The sequence below is a fragment of the Sporosarcina soli genome, assembly GCF_042655805.1.
Taxonomy (GTDB): Bacteria; Bacillota; Bacilli; order Bacillales_A; family Planococcaceae; genus Sporosarcina; species Sporosarcina soli.
Map to the genome: position 1 here is coordinate 334,573 of NZ_JBHSNO010000016.1, position 20,739 is coordinate 355,311.

The window sequence follows — 20,739 nt, forward strand, 5'->3', positions numbered from 1 at the left end:
GCCTCCTTTATGTAGTTGTGTTTTTCATATGTTCCATGATATGCCTGGCATCAAACCCTACTCCCTGAAGCAATGAAGATCCTCTACGTGATTGCCATGGTAAACCTAAAAAGTAAAGACCTTTTACCGGGCTTATTCCCTTGTTGTGATTAATCTTTTTTTTCTGATTGATTACACCATCTACTTGTAACCATTCATAATCTTGTTGGAAACCAGTTGCCCAAATAATATTTTTCACTTCAAGTGTAGTTGAATCTTCAAATACAACATGATTGTACACCCCTTTTACGACCCTTCCTTTTAACGTAACTTCCCATTCTTTAATAGCTTTTTTTAATTCATTCCCGAAGATAGGGTCGCCCTTTTTTTGCAATAAATTCCCCATTAATGACGTGTTCGTCACTTTAAGTATTCCCAATTTATCTAACCACCAAAACACACTCATTCCACCAATCGTTAATGGGAAATAGATCGGCTTTTTACTTATAGCCAAATAGGTTTCTCTCTCTTCTGACAACTCAACCGCTATTTGAGCACCGCTATTACCACCCCCAACAACCAGCACATTTCCTTGTTGGAGCTGATCAGGGTTCTTATATTCAGACGAATGTAGCTGTAGAATATTTCCACTAAGGAAACTCGAAAAAGCGGGAATCAGCTTCTCCTGAAATGGACCTGTGGCAACCACAACATTCGATGTGTAAAATATTCCTTTTGTTGTTTCTACACAAAAACCTTCTTCATTTTTTGTTACGGACAGAACCTCAGTATTCAGTTCAACAGGTAGTGCAAATGTTTCCGCATAATGCTTTATGTAGTTTGCAATTTCATCTTTTGAAGGAAATCCCTGTTGTTCTCCATCTAGGATAAGGCCAGGCAATGAACTATACATTCTAGGTGTAAATAACTTTAAGGAGTCATATCTATTTTTCCATACCTCGCCTAATGCCTGCCCTTTATCAATAATTAAAAAACGATTATTATTTTGTTTTAAATAATAGCCCATCGCTAATCCGGCTTGACCGGTCCCTATAACTATTGCCTCATACTGCATCAGTTTCTCCCCCTTACAAAAGTATTTTCAAACGCAAAGAAGCCAAAGGAGTGACAAATGCGACTTCTTTTGGCTTCTTAAATAAGGATTTTTACTCAATTGACTTCTTTGGTTTAATGAAAAACATACAGACAGCAATAATTACAAATGCCACTAATGCCAAAAATGGAATCGTAACAAACCCAAACCAATTTATATACTGGGCACTACAAGGCACACCACTTACACATGGCTTGATGCCTCCAAAGCCGGGTATCTTCTGCTCTAAATAATGCATGAACGATATGCTTCCCCCAATTATTGATAAAGGAAGTACGAACTTTTTAACGGAAATGTCATTCTGGAAAGTTCCAATCCCCAATATCAAAGTAAGTGGGTACATAAGAATACGCTGATACCAACATAACTCACATGGAATATACCCTTTAATTTCACTGAAGTATAAACTCCCGAACATGGCTACTAATGAAACGGCCCAAGCAACATATAATAGGAACCCCTGTGGTTTGGATTCATTAACTTTATTCCCCATCAGTCTTCATCCTTAGTCGCTTGATCTATTGCCTTCTTAATAGCTTCGTAATCAAAGGGATCCTCCATCATTTTTCCGTTTATGACAATGGTCGGAGTCAAAGAAACGCCGACTTCTCTTACTAAATCTTCGTCAAGCTTAACGCTCTCCATAGTCGATTGCTGTTCCATGTCTTCTTTTAATAGTTTTTGATCAATCTCAGGGAATCCACTTGCAATTTCAAGAATTTTTTCTGGAGTTATCCACTGTGCATCATGATTTTCGGTTGGCTGTGCATCAAACAACGCTTGATGGAAATCCCAATACACATCGGGATTCCGCTCAAAGACGGATTCAGCGGCAATCGATCCTAAAGTCGATTCTTTACCGTGAAATAATACGTTCACGAATGAAAATTTAACTGTACCTGTTTCAATATAATCATTCACTAATTTCGGATAAATCATTTCACCCCATGCTTTACATGCAGGACATTTAAAATCACCAAATTCAACTATTGTGACAGGAGCATTTTTCTCCCCAAGTAAGGGCTGCCCCGTGATATCGATTTGCGTTACTTCGGTTGGCAAGGCTTCCTGTTTATTGCTGAAAACAACGACGGCTGCCAATATTACGACTGCCACGAGTGTTAAAACAACTGCAAATTTCATATTTGAATTCTTATTCTGTTTCATCAGATACCTCTTCTCTCATATTTATTATTGAATGCTACCCATTAATCCGAAATAGAGCGAAAGAACACTGAACATCCCCATGAAAAACGGGACAATTGCGGGCGTCTTTTTCCTGAAGCTATATAGGATTAGCCACATGAAGATGATCGCCACTATGAAAAACAATGTATTTATTGTATTGAATCCGAATTGCAAACTCATTGAAGGTTCAATGACCCCTGAATAAAAGTAATCGAAGATAGCCGAAGGACCGCTGCCTCCGAGAGTTATCTCGATACTATGAGGAGGTTCCTGTTGTCCCAAGACTCCTGTCGAAACAAACGTAAAGAAAAGGAGAACGCTTTCGAACTTCAACCACGGTATAGGATTGAATTGCTCTTGTTGTTTCATTTTACGCTTAATCCAAAACCCGTTTATAAAAGCAAAAAATAAAACAGGGATGATAGTCAGATGCTTTAATAATAGGGCTTGTCCATAGGGGAGCATCCATGCGTCACCATATTCTTTTACATCGATTACCAATGTCATAAGAAAGAAGCCAGTTCCCGCAATCGTAAGAAAACACGCGATTGCCAAAGGGGTAAACCATCTTAAATAAGAAAGCCAATTCTCTTGGTTTTTCGAACACCATCCGACGACAAGGAGTATACCAACCCATACTGTAACAGCTAGAAAGTGTAATGAGTGAAAAACGAATCCACTCCATTCGGTAAGCGATGCTGCGTGACTCGCCCATCCCAATGCCAGGAGCAGGACGAAGGTGAAAGCCAATGAAATGCCAGAAAGAACTTTGCTTTTCAATACCGGGAATAACGATATAAACAAGTAAAAGAAAATTGCAAGTATGACCGTGAAATTCCATGCCTTTCCTACTTCAAACCCCATAAGAACATTTTGCATCGTCAACATCAGACCGATGTCTTCATAAAGAAATAGAATAATCCTGACCACAGGAGCAACCGAAAAGAACACAACACCTAATACTGCCAATTGAATTAACCGTTTTGAAATATGAATTTCAGGTTTCAACCGTTCTGGAATAAATTGAATGATAAATGTGCCCATCAATAGCGAGAAACAAAGATACAACAAACTTTCAGAAATATAAATCCAAATCATTTACTTTTGCCTTCTTCCTATTATCCAGCCAAAAAATCCGCCAGCTATCAGAAATAAAACGATAAGGATGACAACCAGGACATCATTTGAAGCTATTTTTGATTGAACTTCGACTGGCAGCTCCACTTTTTCTTCTACTGGTTCTTCGATAGGCATAGCAGGTGTTTCTTGGGATTCTTCAGATATTATCGGATCCTCTAATTCATCTTGATTTACTATGAATGAATATGTTCCCTGAATTGGGTGACCATCTGCACCAATAATCTTCCATTCTACTGTATATGTACCATTATCTAACGGCGACATGAAACCACCTGTCATAATATTATCACTCACTTGCATATTACCGACGATGATTTCCTCTTTATTCTGATTGAAAACCTTCACTGTACTGGTCTTTTCTATCTTCGTATTAAATTCCAATACAATTTCATAAACGTCTTCAACTACTTCTTCCCCTTCAGCCGGTGAAGAATTCGTTAAACCGGTATGCGCGGAAACAGTAGATGAAAATGCAAAAAATAAAAGCAGTGTTGCACTAATAATCCTCTTCATTTCTTCACTTCCTCTCAATTGCATTAGTAATAGCGTTAATCAAATTTATTGTACAAGAAAAGTCACACAATAAAACATTTTCGATTGAGAAATCAGGCTTTATTTATAGAAACATTAAATTCAGACATAAAATAGACACACATATTAGTTACCGCTAATATAATAATAATTGACACACATATTAGCTATTGCTAATATGTTGTTATCAAAACATATTAGTACTGTCTAATATAAAGGGGGAAGCTTTATGATTCAAATAGAATTAGACCTTAAGATAAAGTTTTTTCGAGCTTTTGGAGATAAAACAAGGGTACAAATACTGGACTGTATCAAAAACGGTGAAAAAACCGTTTCACAAATTGTGGAGAGTGTAGAAGGTAATCAATCCAATATTTCGCAGCACTTAGCCTGTCTCAGGGGATGTGGGATTATTGTAGGGAGACCAGAGGGGAAATACGTTTACTATGGTTTGCGAAATCAGCAAATCAAAGAATTATTAGATACATTTGATGATGTACTTAGACAAATTCAAGACGATGTTGCTTGCTGTGAAAATCATATAAATTAAGGTTGTGCTTAAAATGGATAAAAAATGTTGTTCGGCCAAAGCAGAATCCCACAAAGTAGAGGAACAAATAACCTGTTGCAGTAGTAACACCATAAATACAGTAGTCAAAGACGAATGTTGTAATACGCCTTCGATGAGTAAGGAAGAAAATACAAAAATAACGACTTGCTGCAGCAGTAAGGAATCCGATAATGATTCGAGTATTCCAGTCGGTTGTTGCAGTAATTCAGGAAATACTTTAGATCCAGTTAACGTAAACATTGATGCGGGAATAAAAGAGGAATTTCGAGTTTATGGAATGGATTGTCCAGCCTGTGCGGTAACAATTGAAAAAAGTTTAAGCACTCAACAAAGTATCAATGGAGTGAACGTGAACTACAGTACAGGAAAAATGCAGGTTAGTTCGACTGAAGAACTTGAATTTGAATCCATCCAAAAACAAATGAAGAAGCTCGGTTTTGAAGTTGAACCTATAAAAGTAAATAACAACTTCAAGAATTACTTTATTGAAGGCATGGATTGTGGATCCTGCGCTTTAACAATTGAAAACCACTTGAATAATCTTCCTACTGTCAAACACGTTCGGGTGAATTTTTCAACGGGCAAAATGAAAATTGAACATGAAAATAGCACTGAAGAAATTATTAAAGAAGTATCTAAAGCTGGATTTAAAGCGTCACTCATCACTCCCAATAAACAGACACACTCCCCTGCTCGTTCAAGTAACCAAAATGGGGCTGTGATTTTTTCAGGTATTTTAATTGCGCTTGGCTTTATCGGATCTTACACAGGGATATCTCCTTCTCTCACGATAACAATGTACGCAGTTGCAATGATTGTAAGCGGCTATAAACCTGTGAAGAGTGCCTATTATGCGATTAGAAGCCGTTCGTTAGACATGAACGTACTTATGTCCGCTGCTGCAATCGGAGCAGCATTTCTAGGTGAATGGCTTGAAGGGGCCACTGTTGTATGGCTGTTTGCTTTAGGTCTCAACTTACAGAATCGAGCCATCGAAAAAACACGAAAATCGATTCGAGGTCTAATGGAGTTAACCCCTCCAGAAGCTTGGGTTAAAATTGGAAACGAATTAATCAAAAAGCCTGTTGAAGATGTATCAATTAATGACGTGATTGTAGTGAAGCCTGGAGATAGAATCCCATTAGACGGAGATGTTTTAGAGGGTGAATCCAGTGTCAATCAAGCTGCTATAACTGGAGAATCCATCCCGGTCGATAAAGGTAAAGGTAGTTTCGTATATGCAGGTTCCATAAATGAACATGGGTCACTGAGTGTTAAAGTGACAAAACTTATAGAAGATACAACCATCTCAAAAATTATTCACTTAGTTGAAGAGGCCCAAGAAAAGAAGGCTCCCACAGAAGCTTTTATTGATAAATTCGCACGAATTTATACACCAATTGTATTCATACTTGCTCTTTTGGTGATAATCATCCCCCCATTATTTGCCTTTGGTACTTGGGAGGACTGGATTTATAAAGGGTTAATGCTGCTAGTGATTGCTTGTCCTTGTGCGCTTGTTATATCAACTCCTGTTGCGATTGTTACCGCCCTTGGTAATGCTGCTAAAAATGGTGTTCTGATTAAAGGTGGAACATTCTTGGAGAATGCTGGATCCATTAATGCCATTGCCTTTGACAAAACCGGAACACTTACTGAAGGTAAACCAAAAGTGACTGATGTGGTGGTCTTTGATGATTCAGAAGAAAACATGCTATCTATAGCTTTAACTTTAGAGGAATATTCCACACACCCAATTGCTAAAACAATAGTGAATTACACGAAAGCTAAAAACATTCAAGCGAAGATTGGTTCACAGTTTAAGAACCGTGCAGGCAAAGGAATCCAAGCGACAATCGGTAATGATACCTACTTTGCGGGAAATGTAAAACTGTTTGAAGAAATCGGCACCCCCATCGATAGCCACCTAGAACAAATTCTTAGCCTGCAGGATGAAGGGAAAACAATTGTTATCATAGGTACAGTTGAAAACATTTTTGGTATAATTTGTGTTTCAGACACGATTCGAAAAACAACTAAAGTGGCAATCTCAAATCTAGAAAAAGTAGGCGTAAAGCAAGTTGTAATGCTAACAGGTGATAACGAAGGAACAGCCAAAACAATCGCTTTAGAAGCTGGCGTGAACCGATACTTCTCTGAACTATTACCGGATGAAAAAGTAGATGCGATTAAACAATTGCAAGAAGAAGGATATCGTGTGGCCATGGTTGGTGATGGAATAAACGATGCCCCAGCATTAGCGACTGCTGACCTTGGAATAGCAATGGGCGGTGCTGGTACAGATACTGCAATGGAAACTGCTGATATTGTTTTAATGGCTGACAACTTAGAAAAACTGCCACATACAATCAATCTCAGTCGAAAAGCATTGACGATTATCAAACAAAATATTTGGTTCTCCTTAATTGTAAAGGCCGTAGCTTTACTATTTATCTTCCCTGGCTGGTTAACATTATGGATTGCTGTATTAAGTGATACGGGCGCTGCGCTGATCGTTATTTTAAATGCGCTTCGTCTTTTAAGGGTCAAAAGTGAGTGAACAATTGATATAGTAAAGCTCAGACGTGGTCTTTCTACGCCTTTAGCTTTTCGAATTGTAATTTCCTGCCTAGTTTATTAATAATGTTTGGAATGTTTTAGGGATGGATGCAACCTCATTCCCTATGTGTAATCGAATAAATAATGGTTAAAGGTACAAAAGTAAAATGACCTTCTGAAAAAATAGAAGGTCATTTTACTTTCATATTCTCATGGATTTAAGATTACTAAAAGAACCTAGTACTTAGACCAGGTAACCTAATAAGTGTTCTCATGTCACATATACTTCTTCTGTAACCCAATTTGGATTTGCAACTCTCTCTACACCGGTCCTCTTTTTGAAATGCCCGGAAGATACTTTTACTTCAACTCTTGAAACACTTTAGCCCCGTCGGTCAAGTAATATAAATTGGCTTAATTTGCATTGGAAGTATTTCGTAAAACAAAAGGAGAATAATTTTTAATGTGTACTAGAAAACAATTAGAAGAAAAACAAATATCACTATATGTAATTGTACTAGTGATAGCTGCTGGATTTGGAATATTCGTGCCTGATTTAGCGGGACGATTAGATGTAACGATTTCTTTAGTCATTGCTATTTTAATGTATAGTATGTTTTCTCAGATTCCATTTGCATCTTTGAAAAAGTCGTTTGGAAATCGTCGTTTTAGCGGAGCTTTATTAACGGTTAACTTTATAGCCGTGCCTATTGTGGTATGGCTTCTATCGATGTTATTACCAGAATATCCTCCATTGTTACTCGGAGTTTATTTAGTATTACTTACACCTTGTATTGACTATGTTATTGTTTTCACATCACTAGGTCGTGGAAATGAAAAGCTATTACTTATGGCAACACCTATTCTTTTCGTTACGCAAATGCTCCTGTTGCCCTTGTACTTATGGTTGTTTATGGGACGGAAAGCTGTAGGAATCGTGGAAGTCGCTCCATTTCTCGAAGCATTTTTCGGTCTAATCGTTATCCCACTAGGCCTTGGTATCGCCGTACAGTTATATGCGAAAAAGGCAGCCATCGTAGATAAAATATTATATAGTTCTGCATGGCTTCCCGTTCCGTTCATGGCTTTAACTCTTTTTGTTGTTGTAGCTTCTCAAATAGGGAAATTATCTGCCTACATAGATCTAATTATAAAAGTAATTCCTATATATATTGCATTTATGATTATTATGCCTATCATTTCGCGATTCATTGCTAAGCGGTTTAATCTTGATATTCAATCTGGACGTGCACTAATTTTCAGTGGAGCAACACGTAATTCGCTTGTTGTTCTTCCTCTTGCATTAGCATTGCCTGATGGAGTGAGCACGTTAGTAGCAGCCATAATTGTGACCCAAACAGTCGTGGAGCTTATAGGTTCACTTATTTATATACGTTTAATACCTAATATACTTTTGCCTGACAGAACGACCTAGGTTCATATAGTAGAAAATGAAGACAATACCTTTCTTGATACTATATCCTGTGTCTTATACACTTTGTAAAATACTGAGATGTGAAGTACAGGTCAATGGTTTAGATTAAAAAGCCGATTTCCTTTCTCTAAGGATGTTCGGCTTTTTTGTATTCAAATTGCTATCCAGCACAACAAGATAATTTGGATACATCTTTATCAAACGTAAGGGCCGCTAATTTCAATCCTTCTGCCATTGTTAAATAGGGTGCAAGAGTTTCTCGTAGATCTTCTACTGTCAATCCGAATTTTACAGCTAAAGTTGCCGCATAGATAACCTCTCCTGCGTTTTCCGCAACGATATGAACCCCTAAAACTTTTAATGTTTTTGCATCTGCTACTAATTTAAAAACGCCTGTTATTTCTCGATTAACGAGGGCTCTTGGTACGGCATCCAACGGCAAGACAGACGTTTTAACCTCAAGACCCTTTTCTTTTGCTTGCTGTTCAGTTAAACCAACCGTTGCAATCGATGGATTAGTAAACGTAACGCCTGGAACAACTTCTAAATTCATCTTTTGATTTAGTCCTCCGATTGCATTACGCGTAGCAAGTCCACCTTGATAAGCAGCTACATAAACAAATTGCGGGCCAAGTGTTACATCCCCAGCCGCGTAAATTTGAGAATTGGTCGTTTTAGAATATTCATCAATGACGATTTCACCACGAGACCCAACGTCAACACCTGCCACATGTAAATTCAAAGGTTCCGTATTTGGTTTTCTTCCTGTTGCTACAAGCAATTGTTCTGCTTCAATAATTCGCTTTTCACCATTTATCTCTACATGAACTTTTTTAATGTCGCCATCTTGTTCAATGCGTTCATAGGTTGCTCCTGTAACTAAATTAATTCCCTGTTCTGTTAATGCCTGAGTAATTGCTTCTGAAATTTCTGGATCGTATCCTTTTACTAGACGCTCACTTCTTTGTATCAAAGTTACTTCTGCGCCTAAATTATGAAATAATTGTCCTAATTCCAATCCGATATATCCAGAACCAAGCACCGTGAGACGCTTTGGAACCTTCTTTAACTCAAGTAAAGTAGTGCTTGTTAAATACTCTACTTCGTCTAGTCCGTGAATATTAGGTACGGATGGAGATGCCCCTGTAGCTATTAAAAATCGTTTCGCAGTTATTTGGTTGCCATTCACTTCAACTGTATTCCCATTAACAAATTTCGCTTCACCATTTATTAGTTCAAAACCGTAATCATCAATTAAATTCACATATTTTTCATTTCGAAGTGTCCTTACTAATTCATCTTTTTGTTTTACTAATGGTTCTAAATCAACTTTTGATGCTGTAGTGTGTAATCCTGTAAATGGATTATTTTTTGCAAAATGATTGATTTCCCCCGCTCTTAACATAGTCTTAGAAGGAACGCATCCGATATTAACGCAAGTTCCTCCCACCGTTCCACGTTCAATCATCGCAACTTTTGCGCCATAGCCCACAGCTTCAATGGCAGATGAAAAGGCTGCTGCACCAGAACCAATGATGATGTAGTCATAATCATCTTTGCAACCTAAATCCACATTTACTTGCGTTTGTACATCTTCAACTTCACCTGGTTGATATTTTGCTTCAGCAATCGCGTTTTTCGCTGTTTCAATTCCTACCTCATTTTGAAGCTCAAATAAAGCTTCCCCACGACGAAAATCAACTTCAATACACATTGCACCTATATTTTCCAAGGCAACTAGGACATGATGTTCACAACTTGTACAAGTCATTCCTTGAACGTTAATCCGATATCTTTTCAATACTATTCCTCCGTCCTTAACTTTCTAGTAAGGTTTCAATAATGGGACATTCATAAATATCTTTGTTTGCGGGACATCTTTCTTTTAGGTCGATAAGCATTCGTTCGATTCTTTGGAGATCTTGAATTTTCCGTTGAATGTCCTCTATCTTATAAACAGTGAAATCATACATATCACGGCACTTTGCTTCATCACGATCTACCACGCCTAAAAGCTGGTCAATTTCATTTAAAGTAAAACCTAATTCCTGGATGCGTCTAATGAAATTTAATCGGTCAACGGTTTGTTCTGTGTATATTCGATATCCTGACTCTGTACGAGAAGGTTTCGGAATTAATCCTAATCGTTCATAGTATCGAATGGTTTCTTTATTCACGTCACATTTCTCAGCTAGTTCTCCTATATGAAACTCCATTTGTCTCACCCCATATATAGCATAAACCCTGTACCTAGGTACAGGGTCAATAGATATAGCTTCACCCAAAAATAGCACCACTTAACAGGGATGCTATTTCGTGTTTTATTTCGATATCATTCGACTTGTTAATTCAAGTTTAGTACCTCTGAAGTTAACATGTGTTACTCATAATGGATGGACATTTTATTTTACACCCCAACAGATTGACATTTCTAAAAGGACCTACTATTTTTTGATTGGGTAATTGAAGATGATTTGTCAATTCACATATGCATCTTTGTTCAATCTTTATTGGGCAGAAAGTTCACTTTCTGTAACCCATTTATGATTTGTAACTTCTTCACCTCCAGTAGTCGGAGTATAATCAATCATATATACAGTAGTTTTTTCGGCTGAATCAATTTCAGCTACTGCTTCATTCATCCCTTTCATATGGTCTGCCTCTACGGTGACCTCAGTACCTGGTTCCAAAGTTTTGTCATCAGCATCTTTAATCTCTTCTTGGATAACCCATTTGTGATTTTCCACTCTTTCTCCGCCAGTTACCGGGGTATATGAGATAGCGTAAGCAGTCGTATCATAAGCACCGACAATTGTTGCCACCGCCCCCTCCATACCTTGCATGTGGTTTGTTTTGATAATTGCTTCACTTCCGACTTTGAAGGTTGGATTTTCTGCCACTTTCAAGTCTGCAGGGACTTCACTTGACCCGGAATGGTTCATTTCCATTTCCATGTCTTCGTGTTCCACATTTTCCTGTTCCGGTTCATTATTGACGGTTGGACTTTTCTCAGTGCTCGTTTTACTTCCACACCCAGTTAAACCAATCATCATCGCCAGACCTAAAAAAAATAATTGTTTCTTCATTTAAGTAACACACCTCTGATTTCATAAATTTTAATGACCAAACAGGCGAAAATTCAATTTCTAACCTGTATAAATCATAGATAGCAATGAAGTTATTCCAAGAAATAGTTTTCATTTCTCGGAATAACTTCATTTATGATCACATCTTCTATACAGGGTTTAAGCCACCATTTGACGGCATGCTTCAGCACATTTCCGGCAAGATTCAGCACAACGTTGACAATGATCGTGCTCGTGTTTTGCACACTCTTCCGCACAACGTTCGCAAACTGTTGCACAAAGTTCTAAAATCTGTTTTGTAAAGGGACTATTACGCGTTATCGCTTGTGCAGCGAATGCACACATATCTGCACATTCACGGTCCAATCGAATGCACTCTGCCATCATCTTCACATCGTCTTCACGCAAGCATGCGCCGAAACAGGTATTGCATGCTTCAAGACATTCTAAACATGCTTTTAGGCATTCTTCATATTTCGAATTCATGGAATCACCTCCTGATGTTTTGCATTCAATGATATTTTTCCCTTAGGGTGAAACTTTAAACTAAAATTGAATATCTCCTTAAAAAATCCTTATTTCTTTTAATTGATTTTGGTGTTGCTTACTGTGTTAAGGATAAATGCATCCCTCTGGCACGAGAAACCAGCTTCAGATAATATCCGAAGCTGGTTTCAGTAACAATATCCAACACAAAACCAATTTTGAAACCTAATATCACTTAGAATTTTGATCTTGTAATGCCATAGAAACTGCCTTTGCCAATACAGAAATCGTCCGATTAATTTCTTCTTCTGTATTATCTATACCTCCTAGTTCAATAAGAACCATATTTTGTGCCAGGTCTTGATTATAGACTCCGTCTACGTGCTCCCCCTTTTTCCCAAATATGCCCCTTGAAATACCCGGTACCAATTTATTCAAATGAACAGACAGCTGCTCGGCGTAATCTTTGTTTTTAGAGTAATTAGGATTATTTTCTCCTACGACGAAATAGATTTTTCCATACGTCTGATTATTGTAAGTAAGTGTCGAGGTCTTTCTTTTAGCGGAATCCCTGTGAAGGTCAATGATTAAATCATATTCATTTTCCGTGATTTGTTTATCGACAAAAGGACGGACTACATTGTAAGCCTCGTGGAAGGCTCTATTCTTCTTTTTCATTTCGTCCATTGTATCAACAGCAAGAAATTCCGTTTGAATTCCGTTTAAATCAAAATGACTTTTTATCGTATCCTCGAACGCCATAATATTTGAAGTAGGATGATAAACAGCTGTAAGATTTTCCTTGTTTTGCACAATCGGTTGGAAGGCTTCATGTGAATGCGTGAAATAAACTAAGGCTTTTGTAGACTTTGATTGTAATTGCGGAACGTCGGATTCTAACAGATTTTCCGCATACACCATTAGACTATTTCTTTGCGGCTCCGCCTTGGTTACTTGTTCAGGTGTCGAAGGAAAATTCACGACAATAATTGGAAACAAAAATAGTATAAATATAAATATCGAGTATTTTTGAACTTCTTTCCGCATTTCAATCCCCCCCTGAAGACAATTCTATGAATCGAAACTTTTGAATAGAATTGTAGTCTGAGCGGAAATCAACGATGTACAACAACTGAAATTTCAAGTTTACTCAAACTTTTACTTTGGCCGCTGTAGATGATTATCTATAAGCCTGTTTTAGATAGTTCGATGATCTAAAAAAACATTGCCACTCATTAAAACCAGGACAAATTAATTACTTTTCTCCGTGCCAGTAATAATCGCTTAGTACATCCGCCAACGCTTCGGTAGTCCGATGTAGTTCTTCCACTGTATTATCCACGCCGCCAATTTCAACAATGACGGATTTCGGGGAAATATCTTGGTTATAGACTCCATTCCCTTGACTGCTGTCTTTGGTCATTATTCCTTTTGACAAACCGGGATACTGCGTAGCGAGACGTTCATGCAGACCTTCTGTAAATAAAAGGTTTTTTTCAAATTCATTGTGCCCGGTTCCAACTACAAATAACAGGCGCGCATAATTCTCACCATTCATTTCCACAGTGGTAGAATCTTTACGCAAAGAATCACGATGTACATCCAAGAAAATTTCTAAACCTTTGTTGTCAGCACGTGCAGACCGAGCCACTTCTCCCGAAAGCTTATATGAACTGGTATAGTCCAATTTCCTCATGCTTAGTTCTTGTACGATGTCCGTTGTATCCACTTTTGTCCCTACGCCACGTCTCTCCAATGCCCTACCAAGCATTTTACCGACCAACGTAATATTCGCCTTTGAGTGATAAGCATCTTCCGGTTTATCCGTGTCTTTTAGATACGGTAAAAAAGATTCCCTGTTATGGGAATGATATATATAAATGACCTCTTTGCCAAATGTCGAGTGTATAGTATCTTTGTTAATTCTTTTGGGTGATTTCATATTTTCAAAGATGGCATCTATATTTTTGAAAGTAAGCTCTTTATCTTTTAAAAGATCTTTCATAGCAGGCTTGAATTCATCTCGATTTTGCGGTTCCAAGCGACCTTTCGTTCTATTCTCTTCACTGGATGGGTCGTCAATAGGGACAGTTTCACTTTGTGTATTAGGGATTTCAGTGGACACCTTCAGCGTCTCCTTGTCAAATTCAGAAAAAGAATACACGTTACCCAGAATTGAATCTGTCCCAATTTCATCGCGATATAAGGTGAATCCCAGCCATAAAACAACAAATAACCAAATGAAAAATAGGAGAATGGCCAAATATAAAAGGACGATTAAAAGGGGTCTTTTCTTTTTCTTTTTGTGATTCTTCATTTTGGGAAACATGATATGACCCGCCTTTGGATAGAATGAATACAGTCATTTTTTCATATGTTTATGAATACAAATCTGAAAACAGCCAGCGTGAACAGATACACACTGGCTGTTTCATAGGGACGCGTTTTATTCTACTTTCACTTGTCCCATCATACCGTTGTCTTCATGTTCAAGAATATGACAATGGAACATATATACGCCCTTATTGTTAAATTTTACTGCTATTTTTACTCGCTCGTCTGGTTCGATGGAGATACTGTCTTTCCATCCCCGTTCATTTTCTGGTGGTGCTTCACCATTCCTGGAGATTATTTTAAATTGCGTGCCGTGAATGTGGAACGGATGAATCATTCCACCCATCTCATCCGGTTTATTGTAAATTTCCCATACTTCAGTGACCCCTTGCTGTTGTGTGAAATCAATTCGTTCCGAGTCAAATTTCTTTCCATTTATCGTTACTTGGTCCATCATCCCAAAGAGTTCCACTTTCTTTGTAACTGGTAATTCCATCTCTTCTTCCGTCAATGAAAAATCATTCATCTCTCCCGGAATTGTGCTAACCGCACCGCTTTGATTCGAAACCTCAAATGGTAACAAGATAGACCCATCTTCATTTACTAACGCCAAGTCATTTTCTGAATTCATCTGTGAAAAATCAACAATGATTTCCGCACGTTCAGAAGGCGCCAGTGTCACTTCTTTTAACACAACCGGCTCATTCAAGAAACCACCATCCGTTGCGATTTGAACAAAGGAATCCCCTGTATTCAATTTAAATGTGAAATTCCTCGCATTTGATCCATTTAATAAACGGAGACGTACTTTCTCTTTATCTACTGTCAACTTGGGATTGAGTGTTCCATTGACCAATAACGTATCCCCGATTGTTCCGTCATCGTTCATTGCAGCGATGAAATTCAATTGTTTCTCATCGTCGAATAGTTTATCTTGGAAAATCAACGGAATATCATTCTTCCCATAATCACTTGGCAATCCTAGACTTTTTGAATTATCATCTTCGATATAAAGCAATCCTGCAAGCCCATTGTATACCTGTTCAGCAGTTATGCCCTCCGGATGAGGATGGAACCATAACGTTGCCGCTTCTTGTGACACTTCAAATTCAATGATTTTTTCTTCTCCCGGTTTAATCACATCATGCGGTCCACCATCTGCATCTGCCGGAACATCCAGTCCATGCCAATGAAATGTTGTATTCTCGTCAAGTTCATTAATCGTTCTAATCTTCACTGTTTCACCTTTTTCAAGACGAAGCATCGGTCCTAAAAACGATCCGTTGTAGCCATACGTAGTTGTTTCAATCCCATCGAAAATTTCTGTTTTTCCTTTTTGTGCCCGAACTGTGTAGACGACTCCTTCTTCATCATCGCGTTCTAGCATGGACGGGATTTTCAATTCGTTTTCTCCTGTTGAGTCGTTTAAACTGACAACTTCGTCATGGCTCATATGACCTTCCATCATGTCGCCATCCATATCCATCATGGAATGATCCATCTCTTCGTCACTAATCTTGGAATGATCCATTTCCTCCTCTGATTGTGAATTCGCATTACTACAACCGCTGATCACCAATATACTAATCGCCAAAGCGGTAAGCTTCATTTTAATTCCCATTACGTTTTTCCCCTCTTCTCTTAATCATTTCTTTTGTAGTGTAACAAAAGAATATGAAAAAATTATGCAGGCAAAAGATGTATATGAAAATCGTCATAATAAATGCATAGATTTTGCATACTTTATGAGAATGCTAAGACTGATGTAAGATTAAAAAAGTACTATTCATGCTTTTATTTCCTTTTTGATAGACCTGTTATACAAAAGCAAGTAACGAAGGCTACGACTGAAACAAACAATGCAAATGATAATCCTATGAAAGCTATGAATGTGTCATTTTCCGGTGTTCCAGGTCCAAGAGTTGCTATCCTATAAACGCAAAATAGGAGGAGGAGAAGATAAAAACTACTGCCGATCACGCTCATGATTAACCTTTCTCTCTTTCCTTTATCTCCCGCATTATGAATTGCTATCCACAAATAGATGCTTACGATTGTTGCCAATAGCATGATTACCAAATGGAGAAATGGAATAGTTAACATCCCCGATAGGAAGATTAGTGACACTGCAACACTAAACAATATTGCATTTAAGAAAAATAAAAATATGCCACTGTACCATTCATTTTGAAACCACCTTGCGTTCGACAATTTCTGGACTAATAAAGTGTCTGTACTATTCATCTGAATAAAAGCTTGTTTGTTAAGCAAGAAAATAAATATAAAAACAGAACCCAAAACCAATAAAATTGACATAAACACCTATTCCTTTACCTTTTTCGGATTGTTGTTTGAATCTTTAATAATTGTAACGTCATCGTGTGCTAAAAGTTTCCTCTAATTTTTTTCAAAACTGCTTGCCCATTATTTTGTACAGAGGCTTTTTTGCAAATTTGGGCGTCTACTTTTCGAGAAAGTTAAATTAGAAAGAGCCTATGCTAACTTTTCAACAAGTTAACATAGGCTCTTTTTGTCACTCTTTTTTTGTTGCCAAATCTAATTCTCTCTTGTAAGATATAAAAGCACCGCCTCAAATCGTAACTATTACTATTTAAAACCAGGAGGAGTTATTACAATGAAAAAGAAGTCTTTAATCATCTTATCGATGCTAACAGTTATACTATTAGCTGCTTGTGGCAATAAAGATAATAATACATCTGCCCCAAAAGTGGATAATGAAGAAAAAAAGTTATCTGTCTTCACAACAGCCTATCCTCTTCTATATTTTACAGAGCGCATTGGTGGCAGCCATGTAGATGTTAAATCAATCTATCCAGCTGGAGCCGACGAGCATACATTTGATCCTACGCAGAAGGATATGATAGCACTTGCTGATTCTGACCTATTCTTTTATATCGGGCTTGGACTTGAAGGTTTTGTGGAAAATGCGAAAAAGTCGATGCAAGGTGAACATGTAAAAATGATCGCGACTGCAGAATCTATTCCTGACGAAATGCTTCTTGAAGACGAGGAGGAGCACTCGGACAATGAAGAAGATGCAAATCGCGACGATCACGACGTTAAACTCGACGAACAAGAGGACCACGGAGCTTATGATCCTCATGTATGGATTTCTCCAGTACTAAGTGTCGAACTTGCTTCATCAATAAAAAATTCACTTATCGAAGTAGCCCCCAAAAAGAAAGCCGAATTTGAAAAAAACTTTGAATCATTACGTACTGACTTAATGGCACTTGATAACAAATTTAAAAAGTTGGCATCAAATAGCACAACAAAAACGTTTTTCGTTTCACATGCTGCTTTCGGCTATATCGCGAAAACGTATGGACTTGAGCAAGTAGCAATTGCTGGTTTGAACACACAAAGCGAGCCCTCTCAAAAACAATTAGCATCTATAGTGAAATCAGCGAAGGAACAGGAAGTGAAATACGTATTTTCCGAACAAAATGTATCGTCAAAACTTACCGATATTGTCAGGAAGGAAGTCGGTGCGGAATCGCTTACGCTCCACAACCTTGGTGTACTAACTGCCGAAGACATCAAAAACAACGAAGACTATTTCTCCTTAATGGGGCGTAACATTGATACACTAAAAAAAGCATTGGGTGGAAAATGAAATGCAACATTAAACAACTTAAACGTTGATTTTGACTACCTGTTTTTTGTTCAGACAATTTACTCATCCACAATCGCCATAATTTTGTCTTATTTTCTCCATAGATAATGGATGTTTAATATATATCATTATGTATAAGAGGGATACAAGGAAATAGATCCCCAAAAATTATGGGAGGTAAACATTTTGAAAAGATGGTTATTGGGAGCAGTTTTATTAAGCGTTTTGTTTGTTCTTGCTGCCTGTGGTGGTAAAGAGGCAGGTGATGAAACGGGTCAGGTAGATAATACCGGCACTACAGAAGGTTCAACCGCTAGTAATGAAATAAATATTACAGCAGTAAACTTTGAATTTAATCAGGAAGAGTATACTGTTAAGGCCGGAGAAGAGGTTAAAGTACTATTTGCAAACGAAGAAGGCATGCACGGGATTACTATCGCTGGTCTTGATGTTGACATTAAAGGCGATGGAGAGGCAACTTTCACACCTACTGAACCAGGTGAATACACAATTTATTGTAATCTCCCCTGTGGGACTGGACATGCCGATATGAAGTCAACACTTATTGTTACATGAATTTTATTCGACTTTTGAATTTTTATATGATTAATGCAAATATTAAAACAGCCAATGCGAACTAATCGCACTGGCTATTTTAATATTTCTTTTTTGTACGTTTAGTGTTATATTCGACAATTACATATTTTGGGATTGAAGTTTATTCGACCTTTATCTGAGCCATCATGCCGTTGTCTTCATGTTCAAGAATATGGCAATGGATCATATACACACCCTTATCCTTAAATTGTATAGCAATTTTTACTCGCTCTTCTGGTTTTAAGGAGATACTGTCCTTCCAGCCCCGCTCATTTTCCGGTGGCGCTTCCCCATTCCTTGAGATTATTTTAAATTGAGTTCCGTGAATGTGGACTGGATGAATCATTCCTCCCATAGCGTCCGGTTTATTGTAAATTTCCCACACTTCAGTGACCCCCTGCTTTTGTGTGAAATCAATTCTTTCCGCATCAAATTTCTTTCCATTTATCGTTACTTTGTCCATCATTCCAAAAAACTCCACCTTCTTTGTAACCGGCAAGTTCATCTCTTCTTCCGTTATTGAAAAATTATTCATCTCTCCCGGAAGGTTGCTGTCCTCTCCCCTTTGATCAGTAACCTCAAATGGTAAAAGAATGGATTCATTCTCATTTATTAACGCCAAGCCTTTTTCAGTATTAAGCTGTGAAAAATCAACAATTATTTCCGCCCGTTCAGATGGTGTCAGTGAAAGTTCTTTCAGTGTCACCGGTTTATTCAAGAAACCACCATCCGTTGCAACTTGCACAAAGGAATCTCCTGTATTCAATTTAAATGTGTAATTCCTTGCATTGGATCCATTTAATAGACGAAGACGAACCTTTTCTTTCTTTACAGTCAATTTCGGATTCAACGTCCCATTGATCAATAACGTATCACCGATTGTTCCGTCTTCATTCATTGCCGCACTATAATTCAATTGCTTCTCATCATCAAATGTTTTATCTTGGAAAATCAAGGGAATGTCATTCTCCCCATACTCATTTGGTAATCCAAGACTCTTTGAATTGTCATCTTCGATATAAATCAATCCTGCAAGTCCATTGTATACCTGTTCAGCAGTGTTTCCTTTTGGATGGGGATGAAACCATAATGTCGATGCCTCTTGTGTTACTTTAAATTCGATCGGCTCTTCTTCTTCCGGTTTTATAACAGTATGTGGTCCGCCATCTACTTTCCCTGGCACTTCCAGCCCATGCCAATGAAAAGTTGTCACCTCATCCAGCTCATTTATCAATCTAATTTTCACCGTATCACCTTTACTAAGACGAAGCACCGGTCCTAAAAATGCCCCGTTGTATCCATACGTTTTCGTTTTAATACCATCGAATATTTCAGTCTCCCCTTTTTGAGCTCGAACAGTGTATACAACTTCTTTTTCATTATTGCTTTCAAGCACGGGAGGCATTTTTAATTCATTCTTCCCTGTTGAATCGTTTAAACTCACCACCTTGTCGTGGCTCATATGTCCCTCCATCGTTTCCATATCCATCTTGGAATGATCCATTCCTGCCATTGAATTAGACTCTTCTTTACCCATATCCATATTTTTATTTGCTTCATTCTCCGTATCAGCGTTATTATTAGGCGCTGTTTTATTTTCATTATTTCCAATACAAGCCGATAAAACAAGAGCTGCAATTAAAGAAATTAGAAATACTGCGAATTTTTTTTTTCCCATTACTCATATCCTCCATTCCTAAGATGATTCTTTAATAATATCCGCTAGTGCAATCATTCCTAGTAAATCACCACCTTTACATTTTCAACTGGATAAATATCTGTTACGCCAAAGTTTCCTGCCGTTAATGTTCCCGTTTTATCAAAGACAACCCTATCCAGTTTATGGGTACTTTTTTGTGCTTTTGACTTTATATTTTCTGCCCCACTCACCAACAGAACAGCCTGTGAAAGATAGGTATCATTACCGGTTTTGTTATCCCTTATTTTTAATTCATCAGAATCGTTCACGGAACAACCAATCGCTTCTAAAGCCTTTTTTGTAAAGTTGGACGCCTACTTTTTGAGAAAGTTAAATTAGAAAGAGCCTATGCTAACCTTTAAAAAAGTCAGCATAGGCTCTTT

19 protein-coding genes are annotated in these 20,739 nt (G+C 37.8%); 5 read left to right on the forward strand and 14 right to left on the reverse strand.

The annotated features are described in order from the left end of the window. Positions 1-7: 7 nt before the first annotated feature. The 5 genes from ACFPRA_RS22295 to ACFPRA_RS22315 all read right to left on the reverse strand — a co-directional run bounded on the left by ACFPRA_RS22295 (position 8) and on the right by ACFPRA_RS22315 (position 3,934). Positions 8-1,054 carry a flavin-containing monooxygenase gene (locus ACFPRA_RS22295; RefSeq protein ID WP_381439631.1) on the reverse strand — a complete coding sequence of 349 codons (1,047 nt, stop codon included), beginning with the start codon at positions 1,052-1,054 and terminating at the stop codon, positions 8-10. A 91-nt stretch (positions 1,055-1,145) separates the two neighbouring features. Next, complete coding sequence (locus ACFPRA_RS22300; RefSeq protein WP_381439633.1) at positions 1,146-1,586, reverse strand: disulfide oxidoreductase; 441 nt, start codon at positions 1,584-1,586, stop codon at positions 1,146-1,148. Then, positions 1,586-2,260 (reverse strand): DsbA family protein, encoded by a 675-nt coding sequence (locus ACFPRA_RS22305; protein WP_381439635.1) that lies wholly within the window; start codon positions 2,258-2,260, stop codon positions 1,586-1,588. Before ACFPRA_RS22305 ends, ACFPRA_RS22300 begins: the two co-directional genes overlap by 1 nt. A 24-nt stretch (positions 2,261-2,284) precedes the next feature. Then, entirely contained in the window at positions 2,285-3,379 is a 1,095-nt protein-coding gene (locus ACFPRA_RS22310) for a copper resistance D family protein (RefSeq protein WP_381439637.1), read from the reverse strand. Further along, the gene (locus ACFPRA_RS22315) at positions 3,380-3,934 is read right to left on the reverse strand and encodes a copper resistance CopC family protein (protein WP_381439639.1); all 555 of its coding nucleotides are present in this window, start codon (positions 3,932-3,934) and stop codon (positions 3,380-3,382) included. Positions 3,935-4,181: 247 nt separating this feature from the next. Here ACFPRA_RS22315 and ACFPRA_RS22320 point away from each other — a divergent pair, with 247 nt between their 5' ends. The 3 genes from ACFPRA_RS22320 to ACFPRA_RS22330 all read left to right on the forward strand — a co-directional run bounded on the left by ACFPRA_RS22320 (position 4,182) and on the right by ACFPRA_RS22330 (position 8,517). Beyond that, positions 4,182-4,502 carry an ArsR/SmtB family transcription factor gene (locus ACFPRA_RS22320; RefSeq protein ID WP_381439641.1) on the forward strand — a complete coding sequence of 107 codons (321 nt, stop codon included), beginning with the start codon at positions 4,182-4,184 and terminating at the stop codon, positions 4,500-4,502. A gap of 13 nt (positions 4,503-4,515) precedes the next feature. After that, the gene (locus ACFPRA_RS22325) at positions 4,516-7,083 is read left to right on the forward strand and encodes a heavy metal translocating P-type ATPase (RefSeq protein WP_381439643.1); all 2,568 of its coding nucleotides are present in this window, start codon (positions 4,516-4,518) and stop codon (positions 7,081-7,083) included. Between the two features lie 462 nt (positions 7,084-7,545). Continuing rightward, positions 7,546-8,517 (forward strand): arsenic resistance protein, encoded by a 972-nt coding sequence (locus ACFPRA_RS22330; protein WP_381439645.1) that lies wholly within the window; start codon positions 7,546-7,548, stop codon positions 8,515-8,517. A gap of 160 nt (positions 8,518-8,677) precedes the next feature. On the opposite strand, the gene merA is transcribed toward ACFPRA_RS22330, so the two are convergent. From merA to ACFPRA_RS22365, 7 genes are all read right to left on the reverse strand, one after another. Continuing rightward, positions 8,678-10,318: a mercury(II) reductase gene (merA, locus tag ACFPRA_RS22335; RefSeq protein WP_381439647.1), complete on the reverse strand. Its 1,641-nt coding sequence runs from the start codon at positions 10,316-10,318 to the stop codon at positions 8,678-8,680. A gap of 16 nt (positions 10,319-10,334) precedes the next feature. Beyond that, positions 10,335-10,733, reverse strand: coding sequence for a mercury resistance transcriptional regulator MerR1 (gene merR1 / locus ACFPRA_RS22340; protein ID WP_381439649.1), 399 nt, complete (start codon positions 10,731-10,733; stop codon positions 10,335-10,337). A 291-nt stretch (positions 10,734-11,024) separates the two neighbouring features. Next, complete coding sequence (locus tag ACFPRA_RS22345; RefSeq protein ID WP_381439652.1) at positions 11,025-11,603, reverse strand: YdhK family protein; 579 nt, start codon at positions 11,601-11,603, stop codon at positions 11,025-11,027. Positions 11,604-11,762: 159 nt separating this feature from the next. Beyond that, entirely contained in the window at positions 11,763-12,089 is a 327-nt protein-coding gene (locus ACFPRA_RS22350) for a four-helix bundle copper-binding protein (protein ID WP_381439654.1), read from the reverse strand. 231 nt (positions 12,090-12,320) lie between these two features. Then, positions 12,321-13,136, reverse strand: a complete 816-nt coding sequence (gene spoIIP / locus ACFPRA_RS22355) for a stage II sporulation protein P (RefSeq protein ID WP_381439657.1) — start codon at positions 13,134-13,136, stop codon at positions 12,321-12,323. A gap of 208 nt (positions 13,137-13,344) precedes the next feature. Continuing rightward, positions 13,345-14,214, reverse strand: a complete 870-nt coding sequence (spoIIP, locus tag ACFPRA_RS22360; RefSeq protein WP_381439659.1) for a stage II sporulation protein P — start codon at positions 14,212-14,214, stop codon at positions 13,345-13,347. A gap of 321 nt (positions 14,215-14,535) precedes the next feature. Continuing rightward, positions 14,536-16,044 (reverse strand): multicopper oxidase family protein, encoded by a 1,509-nt coding sequence (locus tag ACFPRA_RS22365; RefSeq protein ID WP_381439661.1) that lies wholly within the window; start codon positions 16,042-16,044, stop codon positions 14,536-14,538. A gap of 1,014 nt (positions 16,045-17,058) precedes the next feature. On the opposite strand from ACFPRA_RS22365, the gene ACFPRA_RS22370 reads away from it, so the two are divergent. Then, positions 17,059-18,060 carry a metal ABC transporter solute-binding protein, Zn/Mn family gene (locus ACFPRA_RS22370; RefSeq protein ID WP_381439663.1) on the forward strand — a complete coding sequence of 334 codons (1,002 nt, stop codon included), beginning with the start codon at positions 17,059-17,061 and terminating at the stop codon, positions 18,058-18,060. Between the two features lie 186 nt (positions 18,061-18,246). Then, positions 18,247-18,636, forward strand: a complete 390-nt coding sequence (locus ACFPRA_RS22375; protein WP_381439665.1) for a cupredoxin domain-containing protein — start codon at positions 18,247-18,249, stop codon at positions 18,634-18,636. A 142-nt stretch (positions 18,637-18,778) separates the two neighbouring features. Here the strand turns inward: ACFPRA_RS22375 and ACFPRA_RS22380 are convergent, their stop codons facing one another. Together ACFPRA_RS22380 and ACFPRA_RS22385 are read right to left on the reverse strand one after the other, a co-directional pair. Further along, entirely contained in the window at positions 18,779-20,335 is a 1,557-nt protein-coding gene (locus tag ACFPRA_RS22380) for a multicopper oxidase family protein (RefSeq protein ID WP_381439667.1), read from the reverse strand. A 59-nt stretch (positions 20,336-20,394) separates the two neighbouring features. Further along, the gene (locus ACFPRA_RS22385) at positions 20,395-20,625 is read right to left on the reverse strand and encodes a hypothetical protein (protein ID WP_381439669.1); all 231 of its coding nucleotides are present in this window, start codon (positions 20,623-20,625) and stop codon (positions 20,395-20,397) included. Positions 20,626-20,739: the final 114 nt, after the last annotated feature.

Coding starts and splice junctions, on each gene's coding strand:
- ACFPRA_RS22295 (WP_381439631.1), bottom strand. CDS start 1,054: ATGCAGTATGAGGCAATAGTTATAGGGACCGGTCAAGCCGGATTAGCG.
- ACFPRA_RS22300 (WP_381439633.1), bottom strand. CDS start 1,586: ATGGGGAATAAAGTTAATGAATCCAAACCACAGGGGTTCCTATTATAT.
- ACFPRA_RS22305 (WP_381439635.1), bottom strand. CDS start 2,260: ATGAAACAGAATAAGAATTCAAATATGAAATTTGCAGTTGTTTTAACA.
- ACFPRA_RS22310 (WP_381439637.1), bottom strand. CDS start 3,379: ATGATTTGGATTTATATTTCTGAAAGTTTGTTGTATCTTTGTTTCTCG.
- ACFPRA_RS22315 (WP_381439639.1), bottom strand. CDS start 3,934: ATGAAGAGGATTATTAGTGCAACACTGCTTTTATTTTTTGCATTTTCA.
- ACFPRA_RS22320 (WP_381439641.1), top strand. CDS start 4,182: ATGATTCAAATAGAATTAGACCTTAAGATAAAGTTTTTTCGAGCTTTT.
- ACFPRA_RS22325 (WP_381439643.1), top strand. CDS start 4,516: ATGGATAAAAAATGTTGTTCGGCCAAAGCAGAATCCCACAAAGTAGAG.
- ACFPRA_RS22330 (WP_381439645.1), top strand. CDS start 7,546: ATGTGTACTAGAAAACAATTAGAAGAAAAACAAATATCACTATATGTA.
- merR1 (WP_381439649.1), bottom strand. CDS start 10,733: ATGGAGTTTCATATAGGAGAACTAGCTGAGAAATGTGACGTGAATAAA.
- ACFPRA_RS22345 (WP_381439652.1), bottom strand. CDS start 11,603: ATGAAGAAACAATTATTTTTTTTAGGTCTGGCGATGATGATTGGTTTA.
- ACFPRA_RS22350 (WP_381439654.1), bottom strand. CDS start 12,089: ATGAATTCGAAATATGAAGAATGCCTAAAAGCATGTTTAGAATGTCTT.
- spoIIP (WP_381439657.1), bottom strand. CDS start 13,136: ATGCGGAAAGAAGTTCAAAAATACTCGATATTTATATTTATACTATTT.
- ACFPRA_RS22365 (WP_381439661.1), bottom strand. CDS start 16,044: ATGGGAATTAAAATGAAGCTTACCGCTTTGGCGATTAGTATATTGGTG.
- ACFPRA_RS22370 (WP_381439663.1), top strand. CDS start 17,059: ATGAAAAAGAAGTCTTTAATCATCTTATCGATGCTAACAGTTATACTA.
- ACFPRA_RS22380 (WP_381439667.1), bottom strand. CDS start 20,335: ATGGGAAAAAAAAAATTCGCAGTATTTCTAATTTCTTTAATTGCAGCT.